Source organism: Billgrantia ethanolica (assembly GCF_021404305.1).
Taxonomy (GTDB): Bacteria; Pseudomonadota; Gammaproteobacteria; order Pseudomonadales; family Halomonadaceae; genus Halomonas; species Halomonas ethanolica.
This window is the reverse complement of sequence record NZ_JABFTX010000002.1, coordinates 88405-110729: the sequence shown is the minus strand read 5'-3', so window position 1 is coordinate 110729 and position 22325 is coordinate 88405. Positions and strand designations below refer to the sequence as shown.

Annotated in this window: 20 protein-coding genes; 11 read left to right on the top strand and 9 right to left on the bottom strand. The window is 65.0% G+C overall.

Translation table 11 applies throughout. The features are described from left to right. Nucleotides 1-142 precede the first annotated feature (142 nt). The 7 genes from HOP53_RS09350 (at nt 143) to HOP53_RS09320 (ending at nt 9798) form a co-directional block, all read left to right on the top strand. Entirely contained in the window at nt 143-3004 is a 2862-nt protein-coding gene (locus HOP53_RS09350; protein WP_234269793.1) for a valine--tRNA ligase, read from the top strand. 80 nt (nt 3005-3084) lie between these two features. Next, complete coding sequence (locus HOP53_RS09345) at nt 3085-4497, top strand: sigma-54 interaction domain-containing protein (RefSeq protein ID WP_234269792.1); 1413 nt, start codon at nt 3085-3087, stop codon at nt 4495-4497. A gap of 265 nt (nt 4498-4762) precedes the next feature. After that, nucleotides 4763-5869: a TRAP transporter substrate-binding protein gene (locus HOP53_RS09340; protein WP_234269791.1), complete on the top strand. Its 1107-nt coding sequence runs from the start codon at nt 4763-4765 to the stop codon at nt 5867-5869. A gap of 130 nt (nt 5870-5999) precedes the next feature. Next, the gene (locus tag HOP53_RS09335; protein WP_234269790.1) at nt 6000-6593 is read left to right on the top strand and encodes a TRAP transporter small permease subunit; all 594 of its coding nucleotides are present in this window, start codon (nt 6000-6002) and stop codon (nt 6591-6593) included. Between the two features lie 48 nt (nt 6594-6641). Beyond that, nucleotides 6642-8012 carry a TRAP transporter large permease gene (locus HOP53_RS09330; protein ID WP_234269789.1) on the top strand — a complete coding sequence of 457 codons (1371 nt, stop codon included), beginning with the start codon at nt 6642-6644 and terminating at the stop codon, nt 8010-8012. Between the two features lie 21 nt (nt 8013-8033). After that, nucleotides 8034-8816, top strand: coding sequence for a 3-hydroxybutyrate dehydrogenase (locus HOP53_RS09325; protein ID WP_234269788.1), 783 nt, complete (start codon nt 8034-8036; stop codon nt 8814-8816). A 247-nt stretch (nt 8817-9063) separates the two neighbouring features. After that, complete coding sequence (locus HOP53_RS09320; RefSeq protein ID WP_234269787.1) at nt 9064-9798, top strand: phosphatase PAP2 family protein; 735 nt, start codon at nt 9064-9066, stop codon at nt 9796-9798. Between the two features lie 56 nt (nt 9799-9854). Here the strand turns inward: HOP53_RS09320 and HOP53_RS09315 are convergent, their stop codons facing one another. The 3 genes from HOP53_RS09315 to HOP53_RS09305 form a co-directional block, all read right to left on the bottom strand. After that, entirely contained in the window at nt 9855-10310 is a 456-nt protein-coding gene (locus tag HOP53_RS09315) for an META domain-containing protein (RefSeq protein ID WP_234269786.1), read from the bottom strand. 194 nt (nt 10311-10504) lie between these two features. Then, on the bottom strand, nt 10505-10945 hold the full coding sequence (gene gloA, locus HOP53_RS09310; RefSeq protein WP_103969080.1) for a lactoylglutathione lyase: 441 nt from the start codon (nt 10943-10945) through the stop codon (nt 10505-10507). Nucleotides 10946-11152: 207 nt separating this feature from the next. After that, a complete protein-coding gene (locus HOP53_RS09305; protein ID WP_234269785.1) occupies nt 11153-11644 on the bottom strand; it encodes a DUF411 domain-containing protein in 492 nt (163 codons plus the stop codon). Nucleotides 11645-11737: 93 nt separating this feature from the next. On the opposite strand from HOP53_RS09305, the gene HOP53_RS09300 reads away from it, so the two are divergent. After that, complete coding sequence (locus HOP53_RS09300) at nt 11738-12292, top strand: DNA-3-methyladenine glycosylase I (RefSeq protein ID WP_234269784.1); 555 nt, start codon at nt 11738-11740, stop codon at nt 12290-12292. A gap of 29 nt (nt 12293-12321) precedes the next feature. After that, nucleotides 12322-13389, top strand: coding sequence for a metal-dependent hydrolase (locus HOP53_RS09295; RefSeq protein WP_234269783.1), 1068 nt, complete (start codon nt 12322-12324; stop codon nt 13387-13389). Nucleotides 13390-13392: 3 nt separating this feature from the next. On the opposite strand, the gene HOP53_RS09290 is transcribed toward HOP53_RS09295, so the two are convergent. After that, complete coding sequence (locus HOP53_RS09290) at nt 13393-14001, bottom strand: FMN-dependent NADH-azoreductase (protein ID WP_234269782.1); 609 nt, start codon at nt 13999-14001, stop codon at nt 13393-13395. A 199-nt stretch (nt 14002-14200) separates the two neighbouring features. After that, nucleotides 14201-14782, bottom strand: a complete 582-nt coding sequence (locus HOP53_RS09285; RefSeq protein ID WP_086508049.1) for a superoxide dismutase — start codon at nt 14780-14782, stop codon at nt 14201-14203. Between the two features lie 133 nt (nt 14783-14915). Here HOP53_RS09285 and HOP53_RS09280 point away from each other — a divergent pair, with 133 nt between their 5' ends. Beyond that, nucleotides 14916-15575, top strand: coding sequence for a helix-turn-helix transcriptional regulator (locus tag HOP53_RS09280; RefSeq protein WP_234269781.1), 660 nt, complete (start codon nt 14916-14918; stop codon nt 15573-15575). Here the strand turns inward: HOP53_RS09280 and HOP53_RS09275 are convergent. Both HOP53_RS09275 and metE read right to left on the bottom strand, forming a co-directional pair. Continuing rightward, entirely contained in the window at nt 15572-16300 is a 729-nt protein-coding gene (locus HOP53_RS09275) for an MliC family protein (protein WP_234269780.1), read from the bottom strand. The two genes, HOP53_RS09280 and HOP53_RS09275, sit on opposite strands and share 4 nt — an antisense overlap. Nucleotides 16301-16403: 103 nt before the next feature. Next, complete coding sequence (gene metE / locus HOP53_RS09270; RefSeq protein WP_234269779.1) at nt 16404-18701, bottom strand: 5-methyltetrahydropteroyltriglutamate--homocysteine S-methyltransferase; 2298 nt, start codon at nt 18699-18701, stop codon at nt 16404-16406. A gap of 97 nt (nt 18702-18798) precedes the next feature. On the opposite strand from metE, the gene HOP53_RS09265 reads away from it, so the two are divergent. Continuing rightward, nucleotides 18799-19713, top strand: coding sequence for a LysR family transcriptional regulator (locus tag HOP53_RS09265; protein ID WP_234269778.1), 915 nt, complete (start codon nt 18799-18801; stop codon nt 19711-19713). Here HOP53_RS09265 and HOP53_RS09260 read toward each other — a convergent pair. Together HOP53_RS09260 and HOP53_RS09255 are read right to left on the bottom strand one after the other, a co-directional pair. Beyond that, nucleotides 19700-21340: an ATP-binding protein gene (locus tag HOP53_RS09260; RefSeq protein ID WP_234269777.1), complete on the bottom strand. Its 1641-nt coding sequence runs from the start codon at nt 21338-21340 to the stop codon at nt 19700-19702. The two genes, HOP53_RS09265 and HOP53_RS09260, sit on opposite strands and share 14 nt — an antisense overlap. 3 nt (nt 21341-21343) lie before the next feature. Continuing rightward, nucleotides 21344-22057: a winged helix-turn-helix domain-containing protein gene (locus tag HOP53_RS09255; protein ID WP_010626540.1), complete on the bottom strand. Its 714-nt coding sequence runs from the start codon at nt 22055-22057 to the stop codon at nt 21344-21346. Nucleotides 22058-22325 lie beyond the last annotated feature (268 nt).

Sequence of the window (22325 nt, the reverse complement as noted above, 5' to 3'; positions counted from 1 at the left end):
GCCGGATCAGCCCCGAGCGGCAAGGCTGACGTCAAGCGCCCCATCGCGCTATAATCGAGCCCATTTTTCGCACGCTTTCGACGACTTCCCGCCGCCCGGCCCCACGACCCGGCGGCGATCATTTCTGGACCCGGAACGCCCCATGGACAAGACCTACCAACCCGAGCAGATCGAATCCCGCTGGTACGAGCGCTGGGAGGCCGACGGCCGCTTCGCCCCCTCGGGCGAGGGCGAACCCTACTCGATCATGATCCCGCCGCCCAACGTCACCGGCAGCCTGCACATGGGCCACGCGTTCCAGGACACCATCATGGACACGCTGATCCGCTGGCGCCGCATGCAGGGTAACAACACCCTGTGGCAGGTGGGCACCGACCACGCCGGCATCGCCACCCAGATGCTGGTCGAGCGCAAGGTCGCCGCCGAAGAGGGCAAGAGCCGACACGACCTGGGCCGCGAGGCGTTCATCGACAGGGTGTGGGAGTGGAAGCACGAATCCGGCGGCCACATCACTCGCCAACTGCGCCGTATGGGCGCCAGCGTCGACTGGAGCCGTGAGCGCTTCACCATGGACGATGGCTTCTACAAGGCGGTGCAGGAAGTCTTCGTGCGGCTCTATGAAGAGGACCTGATCTATCGCGGCAAGCGCCTGGTCAACTGGGACCCCACCCTGCATACCGCCATCTCCGACCTCGAGGTCGAGAACCGCGAGCAGCAGGGCCAGTTCTGGCACTTCCGCTATCCGCTGGCCGACGGCGTGACGACCGATGCCGGCCTCGGCTACCTGGTGGTCGCCACCACCCGCCCCGAGACCCTGCTCGGCGATACCGGCGTGGCGGTCAACCCCGAAGATCCGCGCTACGCCTCGCTGATCGGCAAGTTCGTCGAGCTGCCCTTGGTCGGCCGCCGCATTCCCATCGTCGCCGACGAACACGCCGACATGGAGAAGGGCTCCGGCTGCGTGAAGATCACCCCGGCCCACGACTTCAACGACTACGAAGTGGGTCGCCGCCACGGCCTGCCGCTGATCAACGTCTTCACCCAGGACGCGGCGATCCTGCCCCAGGCCGAGGCCTTCGACATCCAGGGCCGCCCACTACCCGAGATCGACCCCAGCCTGCCCCAGGCCTACGCCGGCCTCGACCGCTTCGAGGCGCGCAAGCGCATCGTCGCCGACATGGAAGCCGCCGGGCTGCTCGAGCAGATCGAGACGGTCAACAACACCCTGCCCTACGGCGACCGCTCCGGCGACGTCATCGAACCGCTGCTCACGGACCAGTGGTTCGTCGCCGTGGAGAGCCTGGCCAAGCCCGCCATTGCCGCGGTGGAGAACGGCGACATCCAGTTCGTGCCCAAGAACTACGAGAACATGTACTTCTCGTGGATGCGCGACCTGCAGGACTGGTGCATCTCGCGCCAGCTGTGGTGGGGCCACCGCATTCCCGCCTGGTACGACGCCGATGGCAACGTCTATGTCGCCCGCACCGAGGCCGAGGCGCGCGAGAAGCACGGCCTTCCTGCCGACGTCGCCCTGACCCAGGACGAAGACGTGCTCGACACCTGGTTCAGCTCGGGCCTGTGGACCTTCGGCACCCTGGGCTGGCCGGAGCAGACCCCGGAGCTCGAGACCTTCCACCCCTCCAGCGTGCTGGTCACCGGCTTCGACATCATCTTCTTCTGGGTCGCGCGGATGATCATGCTGACCCTCAAGTTCACCGGCGAGGTGCCGTTCAAGACCGTCTACGTGCACGGCCTGGTGCGCGACGGCCAGGGCCAGAAGATGTCCAAGTCGAAGGGGAATGTGCTCGACCCCATCGACCTGATCGACGGCATCACTCTGGACGAGCTGCTCGAGAAGCGTACCGGCAACATGATGCAGCCGCAGAAGGCCAAGGCCATCGCCAAGGCCACCCGCGACGAGTTCCCCGAGGGCATCGAGCCCCACGGTACCGACGCGCTGCGCTTCACCTTCCTCTCCCAGGCCACCACCGGACGCGACATCAAGTTCGACATGGGCCGCCTCGACGGCTACCGCAACTTCTGCAACAAGTTGTGGAACGCTTCGCGCTACGTGCTGATGAACGCCGAGGGCCAGGATTGCGGAGCCTCTCTCGAAGGTCAGGGCGGCGAGGTCGAGCTGTCGCTGGCCGATCGCTGGATCGTCTCGCGGCTGCAGCAGACTGAGGCCCAGGTGACCAAGGCGATGGAGGAGTTCCGCTTCGACCACGCCTCCCAGGCGCTTTACGAGTTCGTCTGGAACGAATACTGCGACTGGTACCTGGAGCTCTCCAAGCCGGTACTGTGGGACGATAACGCCAGCGAAGCGGCCAAGCGCGGCACCCGCCGCACCCTGGTGCGGGTGCTGGAGGCGATCCTGCGCCTGGCCCACCCGATGATGCCCTACATCTCCGAGGAGATCTGGCAGCGCGTGGCGCCGCTGGCAGGCAAGGTCACCGAAAACGGCAGCGAGTCGATCATGGCGCAGCCTTGGCCGATGGCCGAGCAGGAGAAGATCGACGAGCAGGCGACCCGCGACATCGAGTGGCTCAAGGGTGTGATCGTGGCGGTGCGCAACGTGCGCGCCGAGATGAACATCGCCCCGGGCAAGCCGCTCGAGGTACTGCTGACCAAGGGCTCGCAGGCGGATCGCGAGCGCCTCGAGGCCAACCGCCTGTTCCTTGCCAAACTGGCCAAGCTGGCCAGCGCCACCTGGCTCGACGACCCGAGCGAGGCGCCGCTTTCGGCCACGCAGCTGGTCGGCGACATGGAAGTGCTGGTACCCATGGCTGACCTGATCGACAAGGACGCCGAGCTCACCCGCCTGGCCAAGGAGATCGACAAGCAGGATGCGCTGATCGGCGGCATCGAGAAGAAGCTGGGCAACGAGAGCTTCGTCGCCAAGGCGCCGGAAGCGGTGGTCGAGAAGGAGCGCGGCAAGCTCAAGGAGTACCAGGCGGCCCGTGCCGTGCTGCTCGAACAGCGCGACAAGATCGCCGCGCTGTGACTTTTCAGCGGCCCGAAACCGCCGCGCGGTGACTTTTCAGCGGCCCGGAGATGACACGAATGCCTCGGGAGGACAACAGCATGGCCAGCCAGAGCCAAGGCTTGACCCTCGAGGCGATACGTCCGCTGTTTCCGCTGCTCGAGCGCAACAGCGCCGGGGCGATTCTGGTCGACGAGGCGAGCCGCCTCATCTGGATCAACGACTGCTACTGCAGGCTGCTGGGCATCGACGACCCGGCCAGCGTGATCGGCCGTCCCGTGGGCGAGGTGATCCCGCACACCCGCATGCCCGAGGTGGTACGCAGCGGTCGGCCCATCCTGCTCGATATCATGGAGTACCAGGCGCGTCAGTTGGTGGTCACTCGGTTGCCGCTGCACGACCCGGTCAGTGGCCGGGTCAACGGTGCGGTGGCCTTCATCGTGTTCGACGACCTGGAGCCGCTGACCCCACTGATCGGCAAGTACCGTCGCCTGCAGCATGACCTGGCGGTGGCACGCCGCGCCCTGGCACGCCGTGGTTCGCGCTATGCCCTGGCTGATTTCGTCGGCGCCAGCCCTGCGGTGCTCGAGGTCAAGCGTCGTGCCCGCCTGGCCGCCGCACGAGCCACACCGGTGCTGCTGCTGGGCGAGACCGGCACCGGCAAGGAGGTGCTTGCCCAAGCCATCCACGGCGATTCACCGCGGGGGGCCAGTCCCTTCGTTGCCGTCAATGTCGCCGCAGTGCCCGAGAACCTGCTCGAGGCAGAGTTCTTCGGCGTCGCGCCGGGCGCCTACACCGGCGCCGACAAACGCACCCGCCAGGGCAAGTTCCAGCTCGCCGACGGCGGGACCCTGTTCCTCGACGAAGTCGGCGACATGCCCTTGGCGCTGCAGGCCAAGCTGCTGCGCGCCCTGCAGGAGGGAGAAGTGGAGCCGCTGGGCTCCAACGAGATCAAGCGTGTCGACGTACGCGTGATTGCCGCCACCAGCCGCGACCTGGAAGCCATGGTCGAAGAGGGCAGCTTCCGCTCCGACCTTTATTATCGCCTCAACGTGCTGCGCATTCTGGTGCCGCCACTGCGCGAGCGCCTTGCCGATCTCGGCATCCTGTGCGAGACCCTGCTCGGCCGCATCGCCGCGGAAAGCGGCGAGCCGCGCGCCGAGATCACCTCGGAGGCGGTGGCACTGCTGCAGCGCCACATCTGGCCCGGCAACATTCGTGAGCTGCGCAACGTGCTGGAACAGACCCTGGCGCTGAACGAGGCCTGCAGCGTGATCGACGTGCCGGAGCTGCGCGCCGCCCTGCCCCACACCACCATGACAAACCCTCAGCTCCCGCCTATCTCCGCGGTACGCCCGCTTGCCGAAGTGGTGCTCGCCGCCGAGCGGGATGCCCTGCACAACGCCTTGGCCGCCTGCGCTGGCAACAAGTCACGGGCGGCGCGAATGCTGGGCATTCCACGCTCAGTGCTGTACGACAAGCTCTCGCGAATGTCCGAAAAAACGGACACCTGACCGGATTTCCAGACAGAATCACTTTGCACCAAGGTCTAATATTGTCCGGTCATCCGGACATCCTCGCCATTCCACCTCCTCCGGACAACACCTAATCCATTGAAATTAAATGTTTTATCCGAAGTGGCATGAAGCGTGCAATGACGTCGTCACGCGTCATACCTTGACGCGACGTCGCGGCCAGCCGCGACACATCGAGTCACATGGCTGCAACGACAGCGCCAATCTAAAGCGCTGCGCCGACAACAAAGCACAAGGAGCCAACATGTCGTTCACGTCTCTCGCCACTCGCCTTCGCCCGCTCACTCTCGGCGTTGCCACCGCCAGCCTGATGATCGGTGCCACCGCCGCCAGCACAGCCGAAGCCCAGGAGCGGGTGCGCTGGCAAGTCCCCCTTGCCTTCCCCTCGCACCTGGTTGGCCTTAGTACCCCGATGCGCTTCCTCAGCGAATCGCTGGAGCAGGCTTCCGGAGGCAACATCAACCTGCGTTACTACGAGCCGGGCGAGCTGATCCCGCCATTCGAGATCCTCGATGCCGTCTCCGAGGGCCGCTACGACGCCGGCTTCACCTGGGTAGGCTACGACCAGGGCAGCATACCCGCCCTGCCGCTGTTTGCCGGCGCTCCTTTCGGTATGGAGCCGCCCGCCTATCTGGCATGGCACTACTTCGGTGGCGGAGCCGAGCTGCTCGAGGAGATCTACGAGGAGTACAACGTCAAGCCGCTGCTGTGCAGCATGATCGGTCCGGAAGCGGCTGGCTGGTTCGCCGAGCCGCTGGAGGATCTCGATCAGATCGACGGTCTGCGTATCCGCTTCGCCGGTATCGGTGGACGCGTACTGGAACGCCTGGGCGCTTCCGTGACCATGATCCCAGGCGGCGAACTCTACCAGGCCATGGAGCGCGGCACTATCGACGCCATGGAGTTCTCCGCGCCGGCGGTGGACCGCATCCTGGGCATGCAGGAAATCGTGCAGAACTACGTGCTGCCGGGCTGGCACCAGACCTTCACCACCGCTCACCTGCTGGTCAACAATGACAGCTGGGACGCACTCGAGCCGCAGACCCAGGCACTGATCGACATGGGTTGCCGCGCCGCCACGCTCTACGGCTACTCCGAGAGCGAAATCGAAAACCCCAAGGCGCTGCGTGACTTCGAGGAAGAAGGCGTCAACGCCCAGGTGCTTCCCGACGAGATCCTTGGCGAACTTCGCCGCGTAACCAACGAGGTGCAGGCCGAGATTGCCGGGGAGAACGAGATGTTCGCTCGCGTGCTCGAGAGCCAGCAGGAGTTCATGAAGCTGCACGGCAACTGGCACGTCAAGGGCCACCTGCCGCGCTCCTACTACGCGCCGGAAAATATCGAGGACTGAGAGCAGACCAATCGAAGCGGTGAGCCTGCCGCTCACCGCTTCGGGCGGTTCTCGATGCCTCCTGGCACCCCAGCACCGGTCGCCGCCAGCAAGCGGCGGCCGTCTGACTTCCTGACCCCCGGAGTTACCCATGAGCATCCATGACTCGGCGACCCCGGCGCCGGAGGGCCACTCCACGCCGTCGGAGCTACCCACCAACCGTCTCAGCTATCGCCTTGACATGGCCATCCTGCTGTTCGGCCGGGCCATCTCCTGGCTGTGGCTGGCCACCCTGGCGGTGGTGCTGACCAACGTGGTCAACCGTTTCATCCTCGGCCGCGGCTCCATCGCCGTCGAAGAGCTCTCCTGGCACCTGTTCGGCGCCACCATGATCCTGACCCTGGCCTATGCCGTGGTCAGCGACGATCACGTGCGGGTCGACGTGATCCGTGAAAAATTCTCGCTGCGAACCCAGGCCTGGATCGAACTGCTGGCCATCGTGCTGCTGGCCCTGCCGGTCCTCTATCTGATGGTGGAGCAGCTGTACCAGTACGGTTACCGCTCCTGGCTGCGTGGAGAGCGCTCCCAGGCCCCCAGCGGCCTGCCCTATCGCTTCATCATCAAGACCCTGATTCCCATCGGCCTGACGCTGGTGGCGGTGGCGCTGTTCTCGCGCGTGTTGCGCTGCAGCACACTGCTGTTCGGCTTCCCCCGGCGCATCCACAAGACGACTCCGCGGCAATAGCCGCCGCGCCGAGCTGAAAGACGCCACGTTCACCAGAAGAGATCGACTATGGGACTGGAACAACTTCTCGTGCTGGCGATGTTCGCCAGCTTCATGAGCCTGCTGCTGCTGGGCTTCCCGGTGGCCTGGTCACTGGCCGGCGTGGGCTTCGCCTTTGCCGTGATCGGTCATGTGCTGGTGGAGCACGTGGCCGCCGACCTGTGGTTCTCCTGGGGCGGCACCATCGGTGTACTCGACCGTCGCATCTACGGCATCGTCGCCAACGAGCTGATGGTGGCACTACCGCTGTTCATCTTCATGGGCATCATGCTCGACCGCTCGGGCATTGCCGAGCGACTGATGAACTCGCTGGTGAGGGTCCTCGGCGGGCTGCGCGGCGGCTATGCCGTCACGGTGGTCATCGTCGGTGTATTGCTGGCCGCCTCCACCGGTATCGTCGGGGCCTCGGTAGTGCTGCTGGGCATGCTCTCACTGGGGCCGATGATGCGCGCCCAGTACAACAAGTCGTTGGCGGTAGGCACCGCCTGCTCGGTGGGCACCCTCGGTATCCTGGTGCCTCCCAGCATCATGCTGGTGCTGATGGCCGACCGCATGGGCACCTCCGACGCCTCAGTAGGGCGCCTGTTCATGGCCGCACTGGTTCCCGGCGTGATGCTGGGGGTGATGTACATCGCCTTCATCCTGATCGCCGCCTACCTGAAGAAGGACCTGGCGCCCGCGCCCAAGGATCGCCAGCCGCTCGATGCCCGGGCGTTCCTGCAGGTGTTCATCGCCGTGCTACCGCCACTGGGGCTGATACTCGCCGTACTCGGTTCGATCTTCACCGGCTTCGCCACCACCACCGAGGCCTCGGCGGTGGGCGCGCTGGGCGCCATGCTGCTGGCGCTGTTCAATCGCAGGCTGAATCTGGCAACCCTGCGTCATGCGCTCTACCAGACCAGCCGCACAACCGCCTTCATCTTCGCCATCTTCATCGGTGCCACGGTGTTTGCCGCCGTACTGCGGGGCCTGGGTGGCGACGACGTGGTGCGCCTGGCTCTCACCGGGCTGCCTTTCAGCGAAACCGGCATCGTGCTGACCATCCTGCTGGTGGTGTTCCTGCTGGGCTTCTTCCTCGACTGGGTGGAGATCACACTGATCATCCTGCCGCTGGTCGCTCCGGTGGTGTTCAGCCTGGGGGTCGACCCGCTGTGGTTCGCCATGCTGTTCGCCATCTGCCTACAGACCTCGTTCCTGACGCCGCCGGTGGGCTTCGCGCTGTTCTACATCAAGGGGGTCTGTCCGCCAGGCATCACCACCCGTGACATCTACCTGGGCGTGGCGCCTTTCGTGGCCATCCAGTTGATCGGGCTATTACTGGTGTTCTTCTTCGCCCCGCTGGCAACCTGGCTGCCCAACGAGATCTATGGCGGTCGCTGACATTTCGACAAGGAGAAAGACATGCAACTGACCGACAAGACGGCCCTGATCACCGGGGCGGCAGGCGGCATAGGACGCGCCATTGCCGAACGCTATGCCGGCGAAGGGGCGAGAGTGGCAGTGGCCGATCTCGACCTGGCCGCCGCCGAAGCCACGGTGGCAGAGATCCGCGCCAGCGGCGGTCAGGCAATGGCGCTGACCATGGACGTGACCGACGAGGCAGCGGTCAATGCCGGCGTCGAGCGAATCGTCGCCGAGTGGGGTGGCCTGGACATCGTCATTGCCAACGCCGGCATCCAGCATATCGCCCCGCTGCATAGCCTGACCTTCGCCGACTGGCGCAAGGTGCTGGCGGTGCATCTGGACGGCGCCTTCCTGGTCACCAGCGCGGCCCTGCGTCAGATGTACCGCCAGGAGCGCGGCGGCTGCCTGATCTACATGGGCTCGGTGCACAGCAAGCTCGCCTCGCCGCTGAAGGCGCCCTACGTGGCGGCCAAGCATGGCTTGCTGGGGCTTTGCCGCACCGTGGCCAAGGAAGGGGCGAAACATCGGGTACGGGCCAACATGATTTGCCCCGGCTTCGTGCGCACGCCCTTGGTGGAGCGACAGATTCCCGAGCAGGCGGAAGCACTGGGCATTTCCGAAGAGGCGGTGATACGCGACGTGATGCTCAAGGACACCGTCGACGGAGAATTCACCACCCTGGAGGATATCGCCGAGCTGGCGCTGCACCTGGCGGCCTTCCCCAGTGCGGCGCTGACCGGGCAGTCGGTGGTGGCCAGCCACGGCTGGTACATGCAATAGGGAAACACAGCACAAATACCTGCGCGAGCGAATCGCTGCGTTGCGCGGTGCCGAAGCGTCGGACCGTCGGAATCCTCACATATACCCCATATGCTCCGGTTCCTGTGCTCCGTGCGCCTTGCGCTTCATCTCGCTCGTCAATTTGTGCAGCATTTCCTCAAATACCGTGAGCATTAGGGAACGCTGTTCTGCAACGCAGCTTTCCCCTAGAATGGGGGCATCGACCATCAACCGTGCCGATGCCCTCATGCCTCATACCGAACCGACCTTCGCGCCTGGCCGCATTCTCGTCTTCAACTTGCTGGGCGCCCTGCTGGTGTGGTCCTGGCTGTCCCCCGGCCTGATGTTCTGGACCGAGCTGGACGATGCAGTATTCTTCGCTACCAACGCCTGGCTGACCGAGGACAACGAGACCTGGGTGCTGTTCGTGGCGGCGGTGAACAACCGTCTGTTCGACGTGGTCAGCTTGATGATCCTGCTGGCAATTTACCTGTGGGCCATCAGCCGCGACCCCGACCCCACCCATCGCATGCTGCGCTGGGGCGGCATCGGTATCACCATGCTGTTGACCGCGGTGTTCATCGCCCAGGGCTTCCGCATGGTGGTGCCCTACACGCACCCCAGCCCCACGGTGGTTTACGATAACGTGAACCTGATCACGGAGATGGTCGACTTCTCGACCAAGGACAGCTCGGGCAGCAGCTTTCCCGGCGACCATGGCGTGAACCTGTTCCTCTTCACCGCCTTCATGTGGCGCTTCGCCGGCCTCAGGGTGATGCTGGTCAGCGCCGTTTTTGCCGTGCTGCTCAGCGCCCCGCGCATTCTCAGCGGCGCCCACTGGTTCAGCGACGTCTTCTTCGCGGCGCTGATGATCAACCTGATCGTCGCGCCCTGGATACTGCTGACGCCGGTTGCACCTGGGCTTTCCCGTGCCATCACCGCCGGACTGGTGAAGGCCCGCAACGCTCTCCCAAGCCGTTAACCAATCTGTGTTCGACCCACGAAAAAGCGCGGCCTTGGCCGCGCTTTTTCATTGCCTCAGTTCGCCTTGCGCCAGCCACCCAGTACCCGCTGGTCGCGACCGAAGAACACCAGCCGGTCGTGGTCGATGAGGAAGCGGTAGGCGCTCTCCATCATCTCGGTGACGCGCTGGGCGTCGTCGAGCTGAGGGCAGCCGCGACGCGTCGTGCCCAGCTCAGCGAACTGGATGCGGTTGCCCCCGTCTAGATTCACCCGCCCATTGATCTGGTTGCAGCCATCGCTGCCGGTGACGCGGCCGTCGGGCGAAACGACGAAATAGGGCGTCTCGGGCATGGAGAGGCGTTCGTTGGTACCGATCAGCAGCAGGTTCCAGCGCTGCCCCACCACCGGATGGTCACTGGAGACGCGGGGCTGGTCTTGTCGAGCGGGCTCGGTGGGCTTGCCGCCGCACGCGGCCAGGGACATGGCCACGAGCGCCAGCAGCAGCGCTCGGCCAGGCAGAGTCTTGATCATCGAAAAATTCGTTCCTTATTGCTTTAACAATCTTGGGAAGCGCTGCACAAATAGACGAGCGAGATGAAGCGCAAGGCGCACGGAGCACAGGAACCGGAGCATATGGGGTATATGTGAGGATTCCGACGGTCCGACGCTTCGGCACCGAGCAACGCAGCGATTCGCTCGCGCAGGCATTTGGGGAGTGTTTCCCCTTACCAGGAGCCGGTATTCGGCATCGAGGCCCAGGGCTCCTTGGCCGGCAGCGCATCGCCCTTCTGCAGCAGCTCGATGGAGATGCCGTCGGGGCTGCGCACGAATGCCATGTGGCCGTCGCGGGGCGGACGATTGATGGTCACGCCGGCATTCTGCAACCGCTCGCACAGGGCGTAGATATCGTCGACCCGATAGGCCAGATGACCGAAGTTGCGCCCGCCGCCGTACTCTTCCGGGTCCCAGTTGTAGGTTAGCTCCAGCTCCGGCGCCTTGAGTTCGGCGGAGCGCGACTCGTCCTCGGGAGCCGCCAGGAACACTAGCGTGAAGCGCCCCTTCTCGTTCTCCTTGCGCCGCACCTCCTTCAACCCCAGCAGGTCGCAGTAGAAGCGTAACGACGCATCCAGGTCGCTGACTCGAACCATGGTGTGCAGGTACTGCATGAGCCCTCCTACGCTTTGCCTGAAAACTGTCTGCGCTCGGTCATACGGCGTTAAAACTCGGCTCAAAGTACTCATTTACACCGCGTAAACTCCGTCTTTTCGCCGATTTTTGCCTTGTCTGACCGTCGCTCGACGACTTTTCGGACAAAGCTTAGCCAACGTTCAGCAAAGAAATCAGGAAATACTGAACGAGTCGGTATTTCCTGCTCAGTGAGTATACTCGCTGAAGATGGCTGGCGTCCGGTCCTCGTGGCGCCAGGTCAGCACGGCATAGTCGTCGTAGCGGCCGGTTTCCATGCCGGGGGAGCCGTGGGGCATGCCGGGCACCGTCAGCCCTACTACGTCAGGGCGCTCCTCGAGCAGCCGCTTGATGTCGGCGGCCGGTACGTGGCCTTCGATCACGTAGCCGTCGATCAGCGCCGTGTGGCAGGAGGCCAGCTCAGGCGTGACGCCATGCTCTATCTTGATCGAGCGCATGTCGCGGGTCTTGTGCTGACGCACCTCGAAACCCTCTTCTCTGAGGTGATCGGCCCAGTCGGTGCAGCAGCCGCAGTTGGGATCCTGATACATCTCCACCACCGAGCCGGCCTGGGTGCTGGTGCCGGGAGTGAAGGCCAGGTAGAGGGCCAGGGCACCGCCGCCCAGCAGGGAGAGCGCGGTCACCTTTTTCGTCTTGCGGTTCATGGGTAGGCTTTTCATGCTGGGTGGCTCCTGAAGCGTTGACGCCGGATAATCGAATCGTGACAAGCCCCCGATGGCTTGCCAATACCCACTAAGGGAAAGAGAGCGGAAATGTCGCACTATTGTGATCTGGCACCGGGTCATCCATGGCATGGCCCCTACCACGAGAAGGAGTATGGCTTTCCCGTCAGCGACGACACGGCGCTGTTCGAACGCCTGGTACTGGAGATCAACCAGGCCGGCCTGTCGTGGCTGACGGTACTCAAGAAGCGCGAAGCGTTTCGTCATGCCTTCGACAACTTCGACATTGCCAAGGTTGCCGCCTACGGCAGCGGTGAACGCGAACGCCTGCTCGGCGACGCCGGCATCATTCGCAATCGACTCAAGGTGGAGGCGGCGATACACAACGCCGGCGTCATCCTGGCGCTGCGCGATGCCCACGGCAGCTTTGCGGCATGGCTCGACCATCACCATCCGCTGACGAAAGCGGAGTGGGTCAAGCTGTTCCGCCGCACCTTTCGCTTCACCGGCCCCGAGATCGTCGGCGAGTTCCTGATGAGCACCGGCTACCTGCCGGGAGCCCATCATGACGAGTGCCCGGTGCATCGCCGCATCCTGGCCTGCGGCCCGGCTTGGTACACGCGCCAACAGCCAGGCCTAGGCTAGATTCAAGGAAAGACGAGGAGTCCAAGCGGATGGATACCCTGACGCAGGCCGCACTGGGCGCGGCCGTAGGCGGCGCCGTACTGGGACGCCGGTTGGGTCGCAAGGCAGTACTGATCGGCGCGGCGCTGGGCACCCTGCCAGATTTCGATGTGTTCCTGGACTATGGCGATGCCGTGCTCAACGTCACCGAGCACCGTGGCTTCACCCACTCCCTGTTCGTGTTGACGGGCTTCGGCACCCTGTTGGCACTGCTTGCCCGGCGTTTCGCTCCGGCCCGCGACATCACGCTCGGACGCTGGTGGGCTTTCTTCGTGCTGTGCCTGGTCACCCATCCGCTGCTCGACGCGCTGACCACCTACGGCACGCAGCTGTGGTGGCCACTCGACATGCGCCCCAGCGCCTGGCCGGTGGTCTTCATCATCGACCCGCTCTACACCCTGCCGCTGCTGGTGGGCATCGGTTTCGCCATGGCCACCGGCAACGGTTTTCGGGGCCCCGCCTGGGGGTTGTCCCTTTCCTGTGCCTACCTGGCCTTTGCCATGCTCGCCAAGGGGGTCGTGGAGCACCGGCTCGAGCCGCTACTCGCCGAATACGGGATCGAGGATGCGCCGCGGCTGGTGCAGCCTACCCCGTTCAACACCCTGCTGTGGCGGGCAACGATCATCGACGGCGACGACCACTACGAAACCCTGGTGGGACTGTTCGACGGTACCGAGCCACCTCTACTTGAGGTCTTTCACCGGGGTGCCGAGCTGGAGGCGGACGCCCTGGCCCTGGAGAAGGGAGCGCGTCTGGACTGGTTCGCCGGCCCCTACCTGCGCTATGAGGTGCGCCGGCGCGACGGCCGGGAAACCCTGGTGGCTACCGACGTACGCCTGGGTTTCCCGGGATTCTATGCCTTCAGCTACGCCCTGGCGACGCGCGAGGGCGAGGCGTGGCAACCGCTGGAACCGACCGAGATGGTGACCCCCGATACCCGGGCTGACAGGGACGCGCTGGGTCAGCTGGCCGCGCGTGTTTTCTCTCCCGAGGCCAGGCTCTGCACCAGCGATTTCGTCACCGACCGCTGGGTGGCGGACGTGCCCGAGGCGTGCTGAGCGTTACAGTCTCTCGACCAGCGAGTCGATGGCCTGACGGGCCTCCTTGAGCGCGGCATTGCGCAGACCGTCGCCCATGGCGAGGCCTTCGGCATAGATCGTCGAGACGTCGGTGATACCGATCATGCCCAGCATCGCCTTGAGATGCGGTGTCTGGGTATCGTTCTCGGTGCCGGCGTACTGCCCGCCGCGGGCGGCCAGGATCACGGCGCGCTTGCCTTTCACCAGGCCCACCGGCCCCTGCTCGGTATAGCGGAAGGTGGTGCCGGCGCGCATCACCCGGTCGAACCAGGCCTTGAGCTGGGACGGAATGCCGAAGTTGTACATCGGCACGGCCAGCACCAGCACGTCGTGGGCCTGCAGCTCATCGATCAGGCCATCGGAACGCTGGGCCAGCACCTGCTGCTCGGCAGAGCGCTCGTCGGCCGCCACCTGCCAGCTGGAGAGTTCCTCGAACCCCAGATGAGGCAGCGAGTCGACGGCCAGATCGCGATGGGTGATGGCGAGTTCGTCGCGCCCAGCGGCGCGCTCACGAAGGTAGGCGGCCAAAGCATTGGACTGGCCGTGCTCACCGAGGATAGATGAAGTAACGAGAAGAATACGGGTAGCCATGACGATCTCCCAGGTTGGGGTGGTGTTGACCGTCATGTTACGTGCAATTTTTGCCATTAAAAGCGCATAGTTTTGCGCTTATCATTCGATAAAAACGAAAATTTATTGCAGCAAAAGGCCCTGCCTATCGGCAGGGCCATACTCAGCTCACACTCAGCCCAAATGAATCGTCGAGCGGGAGCTTATTCCGATTCCACGCTCAGGAGCTGAAGTTCTGGGCAACGAAGTCCCAATTCAGCACGTTCCACACGTTCTCGAGATACTTCGGACGCGCGTTGCGGTAATCGATGTAGTAGGCATGCTCCCACACGTCGATGGTCATCAGCGGGGTCTGACCGTGAGCGATGGGAGTGTCGGCATTGCTGGTGTTGACGATGTCGACGCCGCCGTCAGCGGTCTTGATCAGCCAGGTCCAGCCGGAGCCGAAGTTGGCCACGGCGTTGGCGTTGAAGGTTTCCTTGAACTTGGCGAAGGAGCCGAACTTGGCGTTGATCGCCTCGGCCAGCGCGCCGCTCGGCTCGCCGCCGCCGTTGGGCGAGAGGCAGTGCCAGTAGAAGGTGTGGTTCCACACCTGGGCTGCCTGGTTGAACAGACCGCCGGAAGAGGACTTGATGATCTCCTCGAGAGACTTGTTGGCGTCGTCGGTGCCGTCGGTCAGCTCGTTGAGCTTGGTGACGTAGGCCTGGTGGTGCTTGCCGTAGTGATACTCCAGGGTCTCGGCGGAGATGTGCGGCTCGAGGGCGTTCTTCTCGTAGGGCAGTGCCGGCAGTTCGAATGCCATTATTGTGGCTCCTTGCTTTTCACGGTGGGATGGCGAAGCGATGCCAAGACAGGTACCTCTGGCTCCCGACTTGCCTTGTGCGGGCTCCGCCGCTATTTTCCAAGAAAGTACTAGATTAATTCCAGCTGCCCTTATGTCAAGCAACCACGCAGGAAAAGCCGCAAGCACGGCGGCGGATACCGCCGAGCGACTGCTGCTGTTACTCAAGACCCGCGGCCCCCACTCCGCGGCGGCTCTGGGCGAGATGCTCGGTACCAGCGGCGAAAACGCCCGTCAGCAGCTCGGCAAGCTGGCCCGTCAGGGCCTGGTGGCCCAGCGTCCGCTGCCCGGCGGCGTCGGCCGGCCGACGATCGAGTGGCGGCTCAGCGAGGCCGGGCATGCGCGCTTTGCCGACGGCCATGCCGAGCTGGCCTCGCGACTGATCGTCAGCGTGCGCGACACCCTGGGCGATGCCGCGCTGACACGGCTGATCGAAGCGCGTCAGGCCGAAACCCTGGCGCAGTACCGTCAGGCCCTGGCCGACAGCGACAGCCTGGAAGCGCGGGTGCAGCGGCTGGCCGAGATTCGCTCACGGGAAGGCTACATGGCGGAGTGGCAGCGCGAAGCGGACGGCAGCCTGCTGTTGATCGAGAACCACTGTCCGATCTGCCAGGCCGCCAGCACCTGCCCGGACTTCTGCCGCTCCGAGCTGGCGGTGTTCCGCGCCGCGCTGGGGGAAGGCGCCAGCGTCGAGCGCACCGAACACGTGCTGGCCGGTGCGCGACGCTGCGTCTATCGCATTCAGGAGAGTTAAGGCGCTATTCCTTGCCCGCAGCCTTGGTAGGTCTGCCCTTCGAAGGTCAGCGTGACCCGGGCCGGAAACGGCTCGCCGCTCATGTCGTCGAAGCAGGCCCGCGCTTCCAGGCGCAGCTCGAAGGGCTGATCGGTCAGGCCGCTGGAGAGCAATACCCTGCCGCCGCCGTTGTCCATGGCGACGACCCGATAGGGCAGTGTCATTTCCCTTGTTCCATAGTCCATCGTCAGCGTCAGTTCAGGGACGTCGTGGGCCAGATTGACGTGCCAGCCCGGCTCGTTGCCGCGACCGTGGAACATAACCCCGGGTCGCTGCTCGCGGGTCAGCGCCGAACGCGCCATGGCGGCAGTGCAGTCGAGCCTGCCGTTGGCGCTCTCCACCACGGCTTCTCCCCCCTTGTTCCAGAAGCTCAGATCACCCTGCTGGTAGCGCGCTCCGCTGGCCACCACGGCCGGCGCCAGGCGATAGCCGCCGTGGGCCGACCACAGCCGCAGTTCGCGCTCGCCGAAAGCGGTCACCAGATCCTGCTGCGGCGTGCAGCGCCAGGCTTCGAAGTGCTCGGCGCCGCCGGGAAACAGCAGCGAGGGCAGCAACGGTGCCGTGCTGGCCACCTTTGCGCTAGCGGAGCGAGGCCCATCTACGGGAGCGGCGGCACAGCCGGCCAGCAGCAGCGAAGCGGCAGCCAGCAACGCGGGGCGGAAGGAGAGAGATAAACGAGAGATCATGACGATTCCTTGGGCATAGCGAACCGGCACAGCATAACAGGCACCGGGCCGTGACGGCCCGGTGCCGGTTTCACGCACTGCGAACGCAGCGCAGCGGCACCTTTCAGCCGTGGCGGCGGCGCAGCTCGCGAGCCGCCTCGACCATGTTGGCCAGGGCCGGCTCCACCTCGGCCCAGCCACGGGTCTTGAGGCCGCAGTCGGGATTGACCCACAGCCGCTCGACGGGAATCCGCTCGGCCGCCTTCTCCATCAACTGCACCATCCACGCCACGTCGGGAACGTTGGGCGAGTGGATGTCGTACACGCCTGGGCCGATCTCGTTGGGGTAGGCGAAGTCCTGGAAGGCGTCGAGCAGCTCCATGTTCGAGCGCGAGGTCTCGATGGTGATGACGTCGGCATCCAGCGCGGCAATGGCCGCGATGATGTCGTTGAACTCCGAATAGCACATGTGGGTGTGGATCTGGGTGGCGTCGCGTGCCACCGAGGCGGTCAGGCGAAAGCACTCCACAGCCCAGTCGAGGTAGTCCTGCCACTCGCTATGGCGCAGCGGCAGCCCCTCACGCAGCGCCGGCTCGTCGATCTGGATCGCCGGAATGCCGGCGGCTTCGAGATCGGCCACCTCGTCGCGCAGCGCCAGAGCGATCTGCCGGCAGGTCACCTCGCGCGGCTGGTCGTCACGCACGAAAGCCCACTGCAGCATGGTCACCGGACCGGTGAGCATGCCCTTCATCGGCCGTTTTGTGAGCGACTGGGCATAGCGGCTCCAGGCCACCGTCATCGCCGCCGGGCGGGTCACGTCACCGACGATGATCGGCGGTTTGACGCAGCGCGAGCCATAGCTCTGCACCCAGCCGTTGCGGGTGAAGGCGTAGCCGTCGAGCTGCTCGCCGAAGTACTCGACCATGTCGTTGCGCTCGGCTTCGCCGTGAACCAGCATGTCGATTCCATAGGCTTCCTGACGCCGTACGGCATCGGCGATCTCGTCGCGCATCTGCGCTTCGTAGGCGTCATGCCCCAGTTCGCCGTTCTTGAAGGCGCGCCGGGCGGCGCGGATCTCCGCGGTCTGCGGAAACGAGCCGATGGTGGTGGTGGGAAATAGCGGCAGGTCCAGCGCGCGACGCTGGGCTAGGGCCCTGACCGGATAGGGGTTGTCGCGGGAAAGCTCGGCATCACCGACGCCGGCCAGACGCTGGGCGACCTCGGGCCGGTGCAGCCTTGGCGAGGCGCGCCGGGCATCCAGTGCCGCCGTGGCAGCGGTAACCCGGGCACGATCCTCGTCAGTGCCACGGTTGCCGAGCAGGCGCGCCAGGGTCACGGTTTCGTCGAGCTTCTGGCGAGCGAAGGCGAGCCAGCTCTTGAGCTCCTCGTCGAGCGTCGCCTCTGCCGCCAGATCCACCGGCACGTGCAGCAGCGAACAGGAGGGCGCCAGCCACAGCCGCTCGCCGAGGCGCATGCGGGCATTGGCCAGACGCTCGTGCAGCATCGCCAGGTCGGCGCGCCAGACGTTGCGACCGTCGATGGCACCCACCGACAGCACCTTGTAGCCCGACAGGTTGTCGAGCACCGCCGTGAGCTGCTCGGGAGCACGCACCGTATCGATGTGCAGACCATCCACCGGCAGGCTCGCGGCCAGGCGCAGGTTGTCGCCGAGGCCACCGAAGTAGGTAGCCAACAGCAGCTTGACCGGGGCGGCGCGCAGGCTGCTGTAGGCGAATTCGTAGGCATTGCGCCACTCGAGCGGTAGGTCCTGCACCAGCGCCGGCTCGTCGAGCTGCACCCACTCCACGCCCTGTTCGGCCAGGCGCGCGAGGATCTCGCCGTAGACTGGCAGCAATGCTGGCAGCAGACTCAGGCGATCGAAGCCGGCATCACGCCCCTTGCCCAGCCACAGCCATGTCAGTGGCCCGGTGAGCGCCACCTTGACCGGGTGGCCCGCGCCACGCGCCTCGTCCACCTCGTCGAACAGTCGCGTGCTGGCAAGCCGGAACTGCTGACCGGCATGCAGCTCGGGGACCAGATAGTGGTAGTTGGTATCGAAGTACTTGGTCATCTCGCAGGCGGCGGCCGGCGCGCCGGTGGGCGCCCGGCCACGGGCCATGCGGAACTGGGTGTCGAGATCGACCTCGCCGCGTGGGTCCTCCTCCTCGGCGGCGAAGCGCGCCGGCACGGCCCCCACCATGGCGCTGACGTTGAGCACCTGGTCGTAGAAGGCGAAATCGCCCACCGTGACCAGATCGAGGCCGGCATCGCGCTGCGCCTGCCAGTGGCGCGCCCGCAGCTCCCAACCCACGGCCTCGAGAGCGTCCCGATCCAGCTCGCCATGCCAGTAGGCCTCGACGGCCCGCTTGAGCTCGCGATCGGCGCCGATTCGCGGATAGCCAAGTACATGAGCTAATGTCATGATGAATCCCTCTACGCATGAATGTTGCGGTAGAGTCTCGCTGGCACCACAAAGTGAATCAAACTAAATATATTAACTCATAACATGAAAGAAGCTCATGATTGAACTTCGTCATCTGCGCACGCTGATCGCGCTACGCGATGCCGGCTCACTGGTCGAGGCGGCCGAGCGGGTCCACCTGACCCAATCCGCCCTCTCCCACCAGATCAAGGACCTCGAAGAGCGACTGGGTACCGCCCTGTTCGTGCGCAAGACACGGCCCGTCGAGTTCACCCGCGCCGGGCAGCGGCTGCTGGTCCTGGCCGAGCAGGTGCTGCCGCTGGTACGTATGGCTGAGCGCGACGTGGCGCGCTTGATTGGCCATGAACCGGGCCGCCTGCACATGGCCATCGAGTGCCACAGCTGTTTCCAGTGGCTGATGCCGACCATCGACCGCTTCCGTGACCACTGGCCGGAAGTGGAGATCGACATTCCCGGCGGGCACCACTTCGATCCGCTGCCCGCCCTGGCCCGCGAGCAGCTCGATCTGGTGATCACCGCCGACCCGCAGCCGCTGACCGGGGTTTATTACGAGCCGCTGTTCCGCTACGAAGGGCTGCTGGCCGTGGCGCGTCAGCATCGTTTCGCCGAGCGCTCCTTCGTGACTCCTGCGAACCTGGCCGAGGAGACCCTGATCACCTATCCCGTGGAGCATGCCCGGCTGGATGTCTTCACCCAGTTCCTCGACCCCGCCGGCGTGCGCCCTCGCGAGATCCGCACCGCCGAACTCACGGTCATGATGATGCAGTTGGTGGCCAGCGGACGCGGTGTCTGTGCGCTGCCCAACTGGGCGCTGACCGAGTATCTGGAGCGGGACTATGTGAAGGCCGTGGGTCTCGGCGAGGCAGGCATGTGGAGCACGCTCTACGCCGCCATTCGCGACGAGAGCCGCGATCAGCCGTGGATGGAAGACTTCCTGCGCACGGCTCGCGAAACCTCCTTCGCCGTGCTCGAAGGCATCAAACCGGCTTGACCGGCGGCAGCCTGTCCTTGCCGGCCGGCACGCGCGGCAGCAGCAGCGAGAAGCGTGCGCCGCCCAACTCCTGGCTGTCGTCGACCACTACGCTGCCGCCGTGCCAGGCCATGATCTTCTGCACGATGGAGAGCCCCAGCCCATAGCCACCGCTGCGCCGGGTGCGGCTGTCGTCGAGGCGAGCGAAGGGTTTGAAGATCGACTGACGCTCACCGGGCGGCACGCCGGGGCCGTCGTCCTCGATGTCGAGCCGCACCAGACGCGACTCCAGCGAGAGCCGCACCAGCACCCGCGACTGGGCGTGACGACAGGCGTTGGCCACCAGGTTCTGCAGGGCCCGCTGCAGATAGCGCGGATCGGCCTGAACCTCCACCTCGGCCCCCGGGGCCAGCGCGAGACGCAGATGGGCATGCAGCGGCGCCAGGGTCTCGATCACCCGCTCGGCGACGGCCCGACAGTCGACCCGGGTACGCTCCAGCGCGGTGCCGTTGACCAGGCCGCTGTCGAGGCGGGCATAGGTGAGAATCTCATCGATCAGCTGATCGAGCTCCTCGATATCGCTGTCGATGCCATGCAGTTGGCGATGGATGGCCGGGTCGTCGGTCATGTCCTCGACCATCTGCATGGCGAAACGGATCCGCGCCACCGGCGTACGCAGCTCGTGGGAAACCGCCCGAATCATCTCCTGCTGCGAACGCAGCAGCGACTGCACCTGAGCCGCCATGGCGTTGAAGGCCATGCCGACCCGGCCGATGAAGCCGCCGCCATCGACCTTGACCCGGGTGTCGAGTCGGCCGCTGGCGATACGCCCCGCGGCCAGCTCGAGCCGTGCCAGGCGCGCCTCCACGCCGCGCACGATCAAGTAGATGATTGCCGCCAGCACGCCGAGCATGATCACCAGCACCAGCAGCAGCAGCGAAATAGGGGTGGGTTCCAGCGCCGAGACGGGACCGATCGACAGCCACTGCCGCGAGCCGTCGGCGGCAGGCACCGCCAGGTGCACCGTCAGCGCCCAGTGGCCGGGCAGCAGACGAATCACCAGTTCACCTTCGCGCAGGCGGCTAAGCTGGTGGCTATCGAGGCCTTCGGGCGCCAGATCGCGAAGCTGCACCGGCAAGGCATGGCTGGTCACGCCTTCGAGACGCCGCTGGCGCGCCTCGCCGTCGACCTCGGCAAGCCAGTCGCCGAGCAGCTGAGCCAGGCCGCGCAGTTGGCGCTCGTTGAGCCCCGACAGGCGAGCCTCGAGGATGCGCTCCTCATGCGGCAGCTGGCGGTAGAGCCGCCAGCTGTCCTCGTCGTATATCTTCACCAGCGCACGGCCCCGATCCAGCCGTCGCCGCTCGAACCAGCTCAGGTCGGTGTCGTCGGGCTCGCGCAGTGAGAGCCGCATGTTGAGGAGATCGGACTGCTGGGTCAGCCAGTTGCCGCGCTCGTGGGGTGGCAGCGCAGCCACGCGCCAGGAGAGAAGCTGCAGCGGAGCTTCGGCCAACTGCTCGCGGTATTGTTCGACTCGCACCCGCTCGACCAGGGCCAGGCCCATCAGGGCCAGGCCGAAGGTCAGCAGCAGCGCCAACGCCAAGGCCAGATAGACACGCAGGAAGGAGCCATCGGCCAGGAACCGCTGCATCGATCAGGCGTCCTTGACGAACAGGTAGCCCTTGCTGCGTACTGTCTTGATCCGGTGCGGATGGTTGGGGTCGTCGCCGATCTTGGGCCTTATCCGCGATACCCGCACGTCGATGGAACGATCCTGACCATCGTACTTGATGCCACGCAGATCGCTGAAGATCTCTTCCCGCGTGAGCACTCGCCCGGCGTTACTGGCCAGCAGCCACAGCAGGTCGAACTCGGCGCTGGTGAGGTCGATACGCTCGCCCTCGAGCCAGGCTTCGCGGGTGGCGCTGTCGACTTCGAGATTGCCGAAGGTGAGCCGCGCATCGCCGGACTGGTCGGTATTCTCGGCACGGCGCAGCAGCGCCCGCATACGTGCCAGCAACACACGCGGCTGCACCGGTTTGGGCACGTAATCGTCGGCCCCCATCTCCAGCCCCAGGACCTGATCCATGTCGTCGGTACGCGCGGTCAACATCAGAATCGGCCCGGCATAATCCGGCCTGGCCCGGCGACAGATCGACAATCCATCCTCACCGGGCAGCATCAGATCGAGAATCACCAGATCCGGCTGCAATGCCTGGATCTGTTCAACGCCTCGCGAGCCCTCGGCCTCCACCGTTACCTTGAAGCCATTCGACTCCAGATAGTCCCGGGTGAGCTCCGCCAGGCGCACGTCATCCTCGATAATCAGCACGTGTTCCATGTCGCTGCTTTCCAGGTTGTCATCCATCCTAGTCATCCCCGTGCTGGGCCTCGTTGTCATTGGGACACCCTGTCCCGCCAATCACTCATCAAGGATACCCGAAATAGGCGCTTTCGCCTGCCTTTGGCGACATTTCGCGTCCTTGCAGCTTGCCAGCGAAGCATAGCCCGGACTGGACAATATCCCAAAGGATGCCCCCTGAACAGTCACAGCTCACCCACAGGTTATCCACTTGAAGGTGGCGAAAAAGCACACTATCTTGTGCTCTCAAGATGGAACAACACAAGATGATGTG

Excerpts from the sequence above, each read along its gene's own strand:
- HOP53_RS09315 (WP_234269786.1), bottom strand. The coding sequence starts at position 10,310 with ATGATCAAGACTCTGCCTGGCCGAGCGCTGCTGCTGGCGCTCGTGGCC.
- HOP53_RS09325 (WP_234269788.1), top strand. The coding sequence starts at position 8,034 with ATGCAACTGACCGACAAGACGGCCCTGATCACCGGGGCGGCAGGCGGC.
- HOP53_RS09295 (WP_234269783.1), top strand. The coding sequence starts at position 12,322 with ATGGATACCCTGACGCAGGCCGCACTGGGCGCGGCCGTAGGCGGCGCC.
- HOP53_RS09330 (WP_234269789.1), top strand. The coding sequence starts at position 6,642 with ATGGGACTGGAACAACTTCTCGTGCTGGCGATGTTCGCCAGCTTCATG.
- HOP53_RS09260 (WP_234269777.1), bottom strand. The coding sequence starts at position 21,340 with ATGCAGCGGTTCCTGGCCGATGGCTCCTTCCTGCGTGTCTATCTGGCC.
- HOP53_RS09280 (WP_234269781.1), top strand. The coding sequence starts at position 14,916 with ATGTCAAGCAACCACGCAGGAAAAGCCGCAAGCACGGCGGCGGATACC.
- gloA (WP_103969080.1), bottom strand. The coding sequence starts at position 10,945 with ATGCAGTACCTGCACACCATGGTTCGAGTCAGCGACCTGGATGCGTCG.
- HOP53_RS09350 (WP_234269793.1), top strand. The coding sequence starts at position 143 with ATGGACAAGACCTACCAACCCGAGCAGATCGAATCCCGCTGGTACGAG.
- HOP53_RS09265 (WP_234269778.1), top strand. The coding sequence starts at position 18,799 with ATGATTGAACTTCGTCATCTGCGCACGCTGATCGCGCTACGCGATGCC.
- HOP53_RS09255 (WP_010626540.1), bottom strand. The coding sequence starts at position 22,057 with ATGGATGACAACCTGGAAAGCAGCGACATGGAACACGTGCTGATTATC.
- HOP53_RS09340 (WP_234269791.1), top strand. The coding sequence starts at position 4,763 with ATGTCGTTCACGTCTCTCGCCACTCGCCTTCGCCCGCTCACTCTCGGC.
- HOP53_RS09285 (WP_086508049.1), bottom strand. The coding sequence starts at position 14,782 with ATGGCATTCGAACTGCCGGCACTGCCCTACGAGAAGAACGCCCTCGAG.
- HOP53_RS09345 (WP_234269792.1), top strand. The coding sequence starts at position 3,085 with ATGGCCAGCCAGAGCCAAGGCTTGACCCTCGAGGCGATACGTCCGCTG.
- HOP53_RS09305 (WP_234269785.1), bottom strand. The coding sequence starts at position 11,644 with ATGAAAAGCCTACCCATGAACCGCAAGACGAAAAAGGTGACCGCGCTC.
- HOP53_RS09300 (WP_234269784.1), top strand. The coding sequence starts at position 11,738 with ATGTCGCACTATTGTGATCTGGCACCGGGTCATCCATGGCATGGCCCC.
- metE (WP_234269779.1), bottom strand. The coding sequence starts at position 18,701 with ATGACATTAGCTCATGTACTTGGCTATCCGCGAATCGGCGCCGATCGC.
- HOP53_RS09335 (WP_234269790.1), top strand. The coding sequence starts at position 6,000 with ATGAGCATCCATGACTCGGCGACCCCGGCGCCGGAGGGCCACTCCACG.
- HOP53_RS09275 (WP_234269780.1), bottom strand. The coding sequence starts at position 16,300 with ATGATCTCTCGTTTATCTCTCTCCTTCCGCCCCGCGTTGCTGGCTGCC.
- HOP53_RS09320 (WP_234269787.1), top strand. The coding sequence starts at position 9,064 with ATGCCTCATACCGAACCGACCTTCGCGCCTGGCCGCATTCTCGTCTTC.
- HOP53_RS09290 (WP_234269782.1), bottom strand. The coding sequence starts at position 14,001 with ATGGCTACCCGTATTCTTCTCGTTACTTCATCTATCCTCGGTGAGCAC.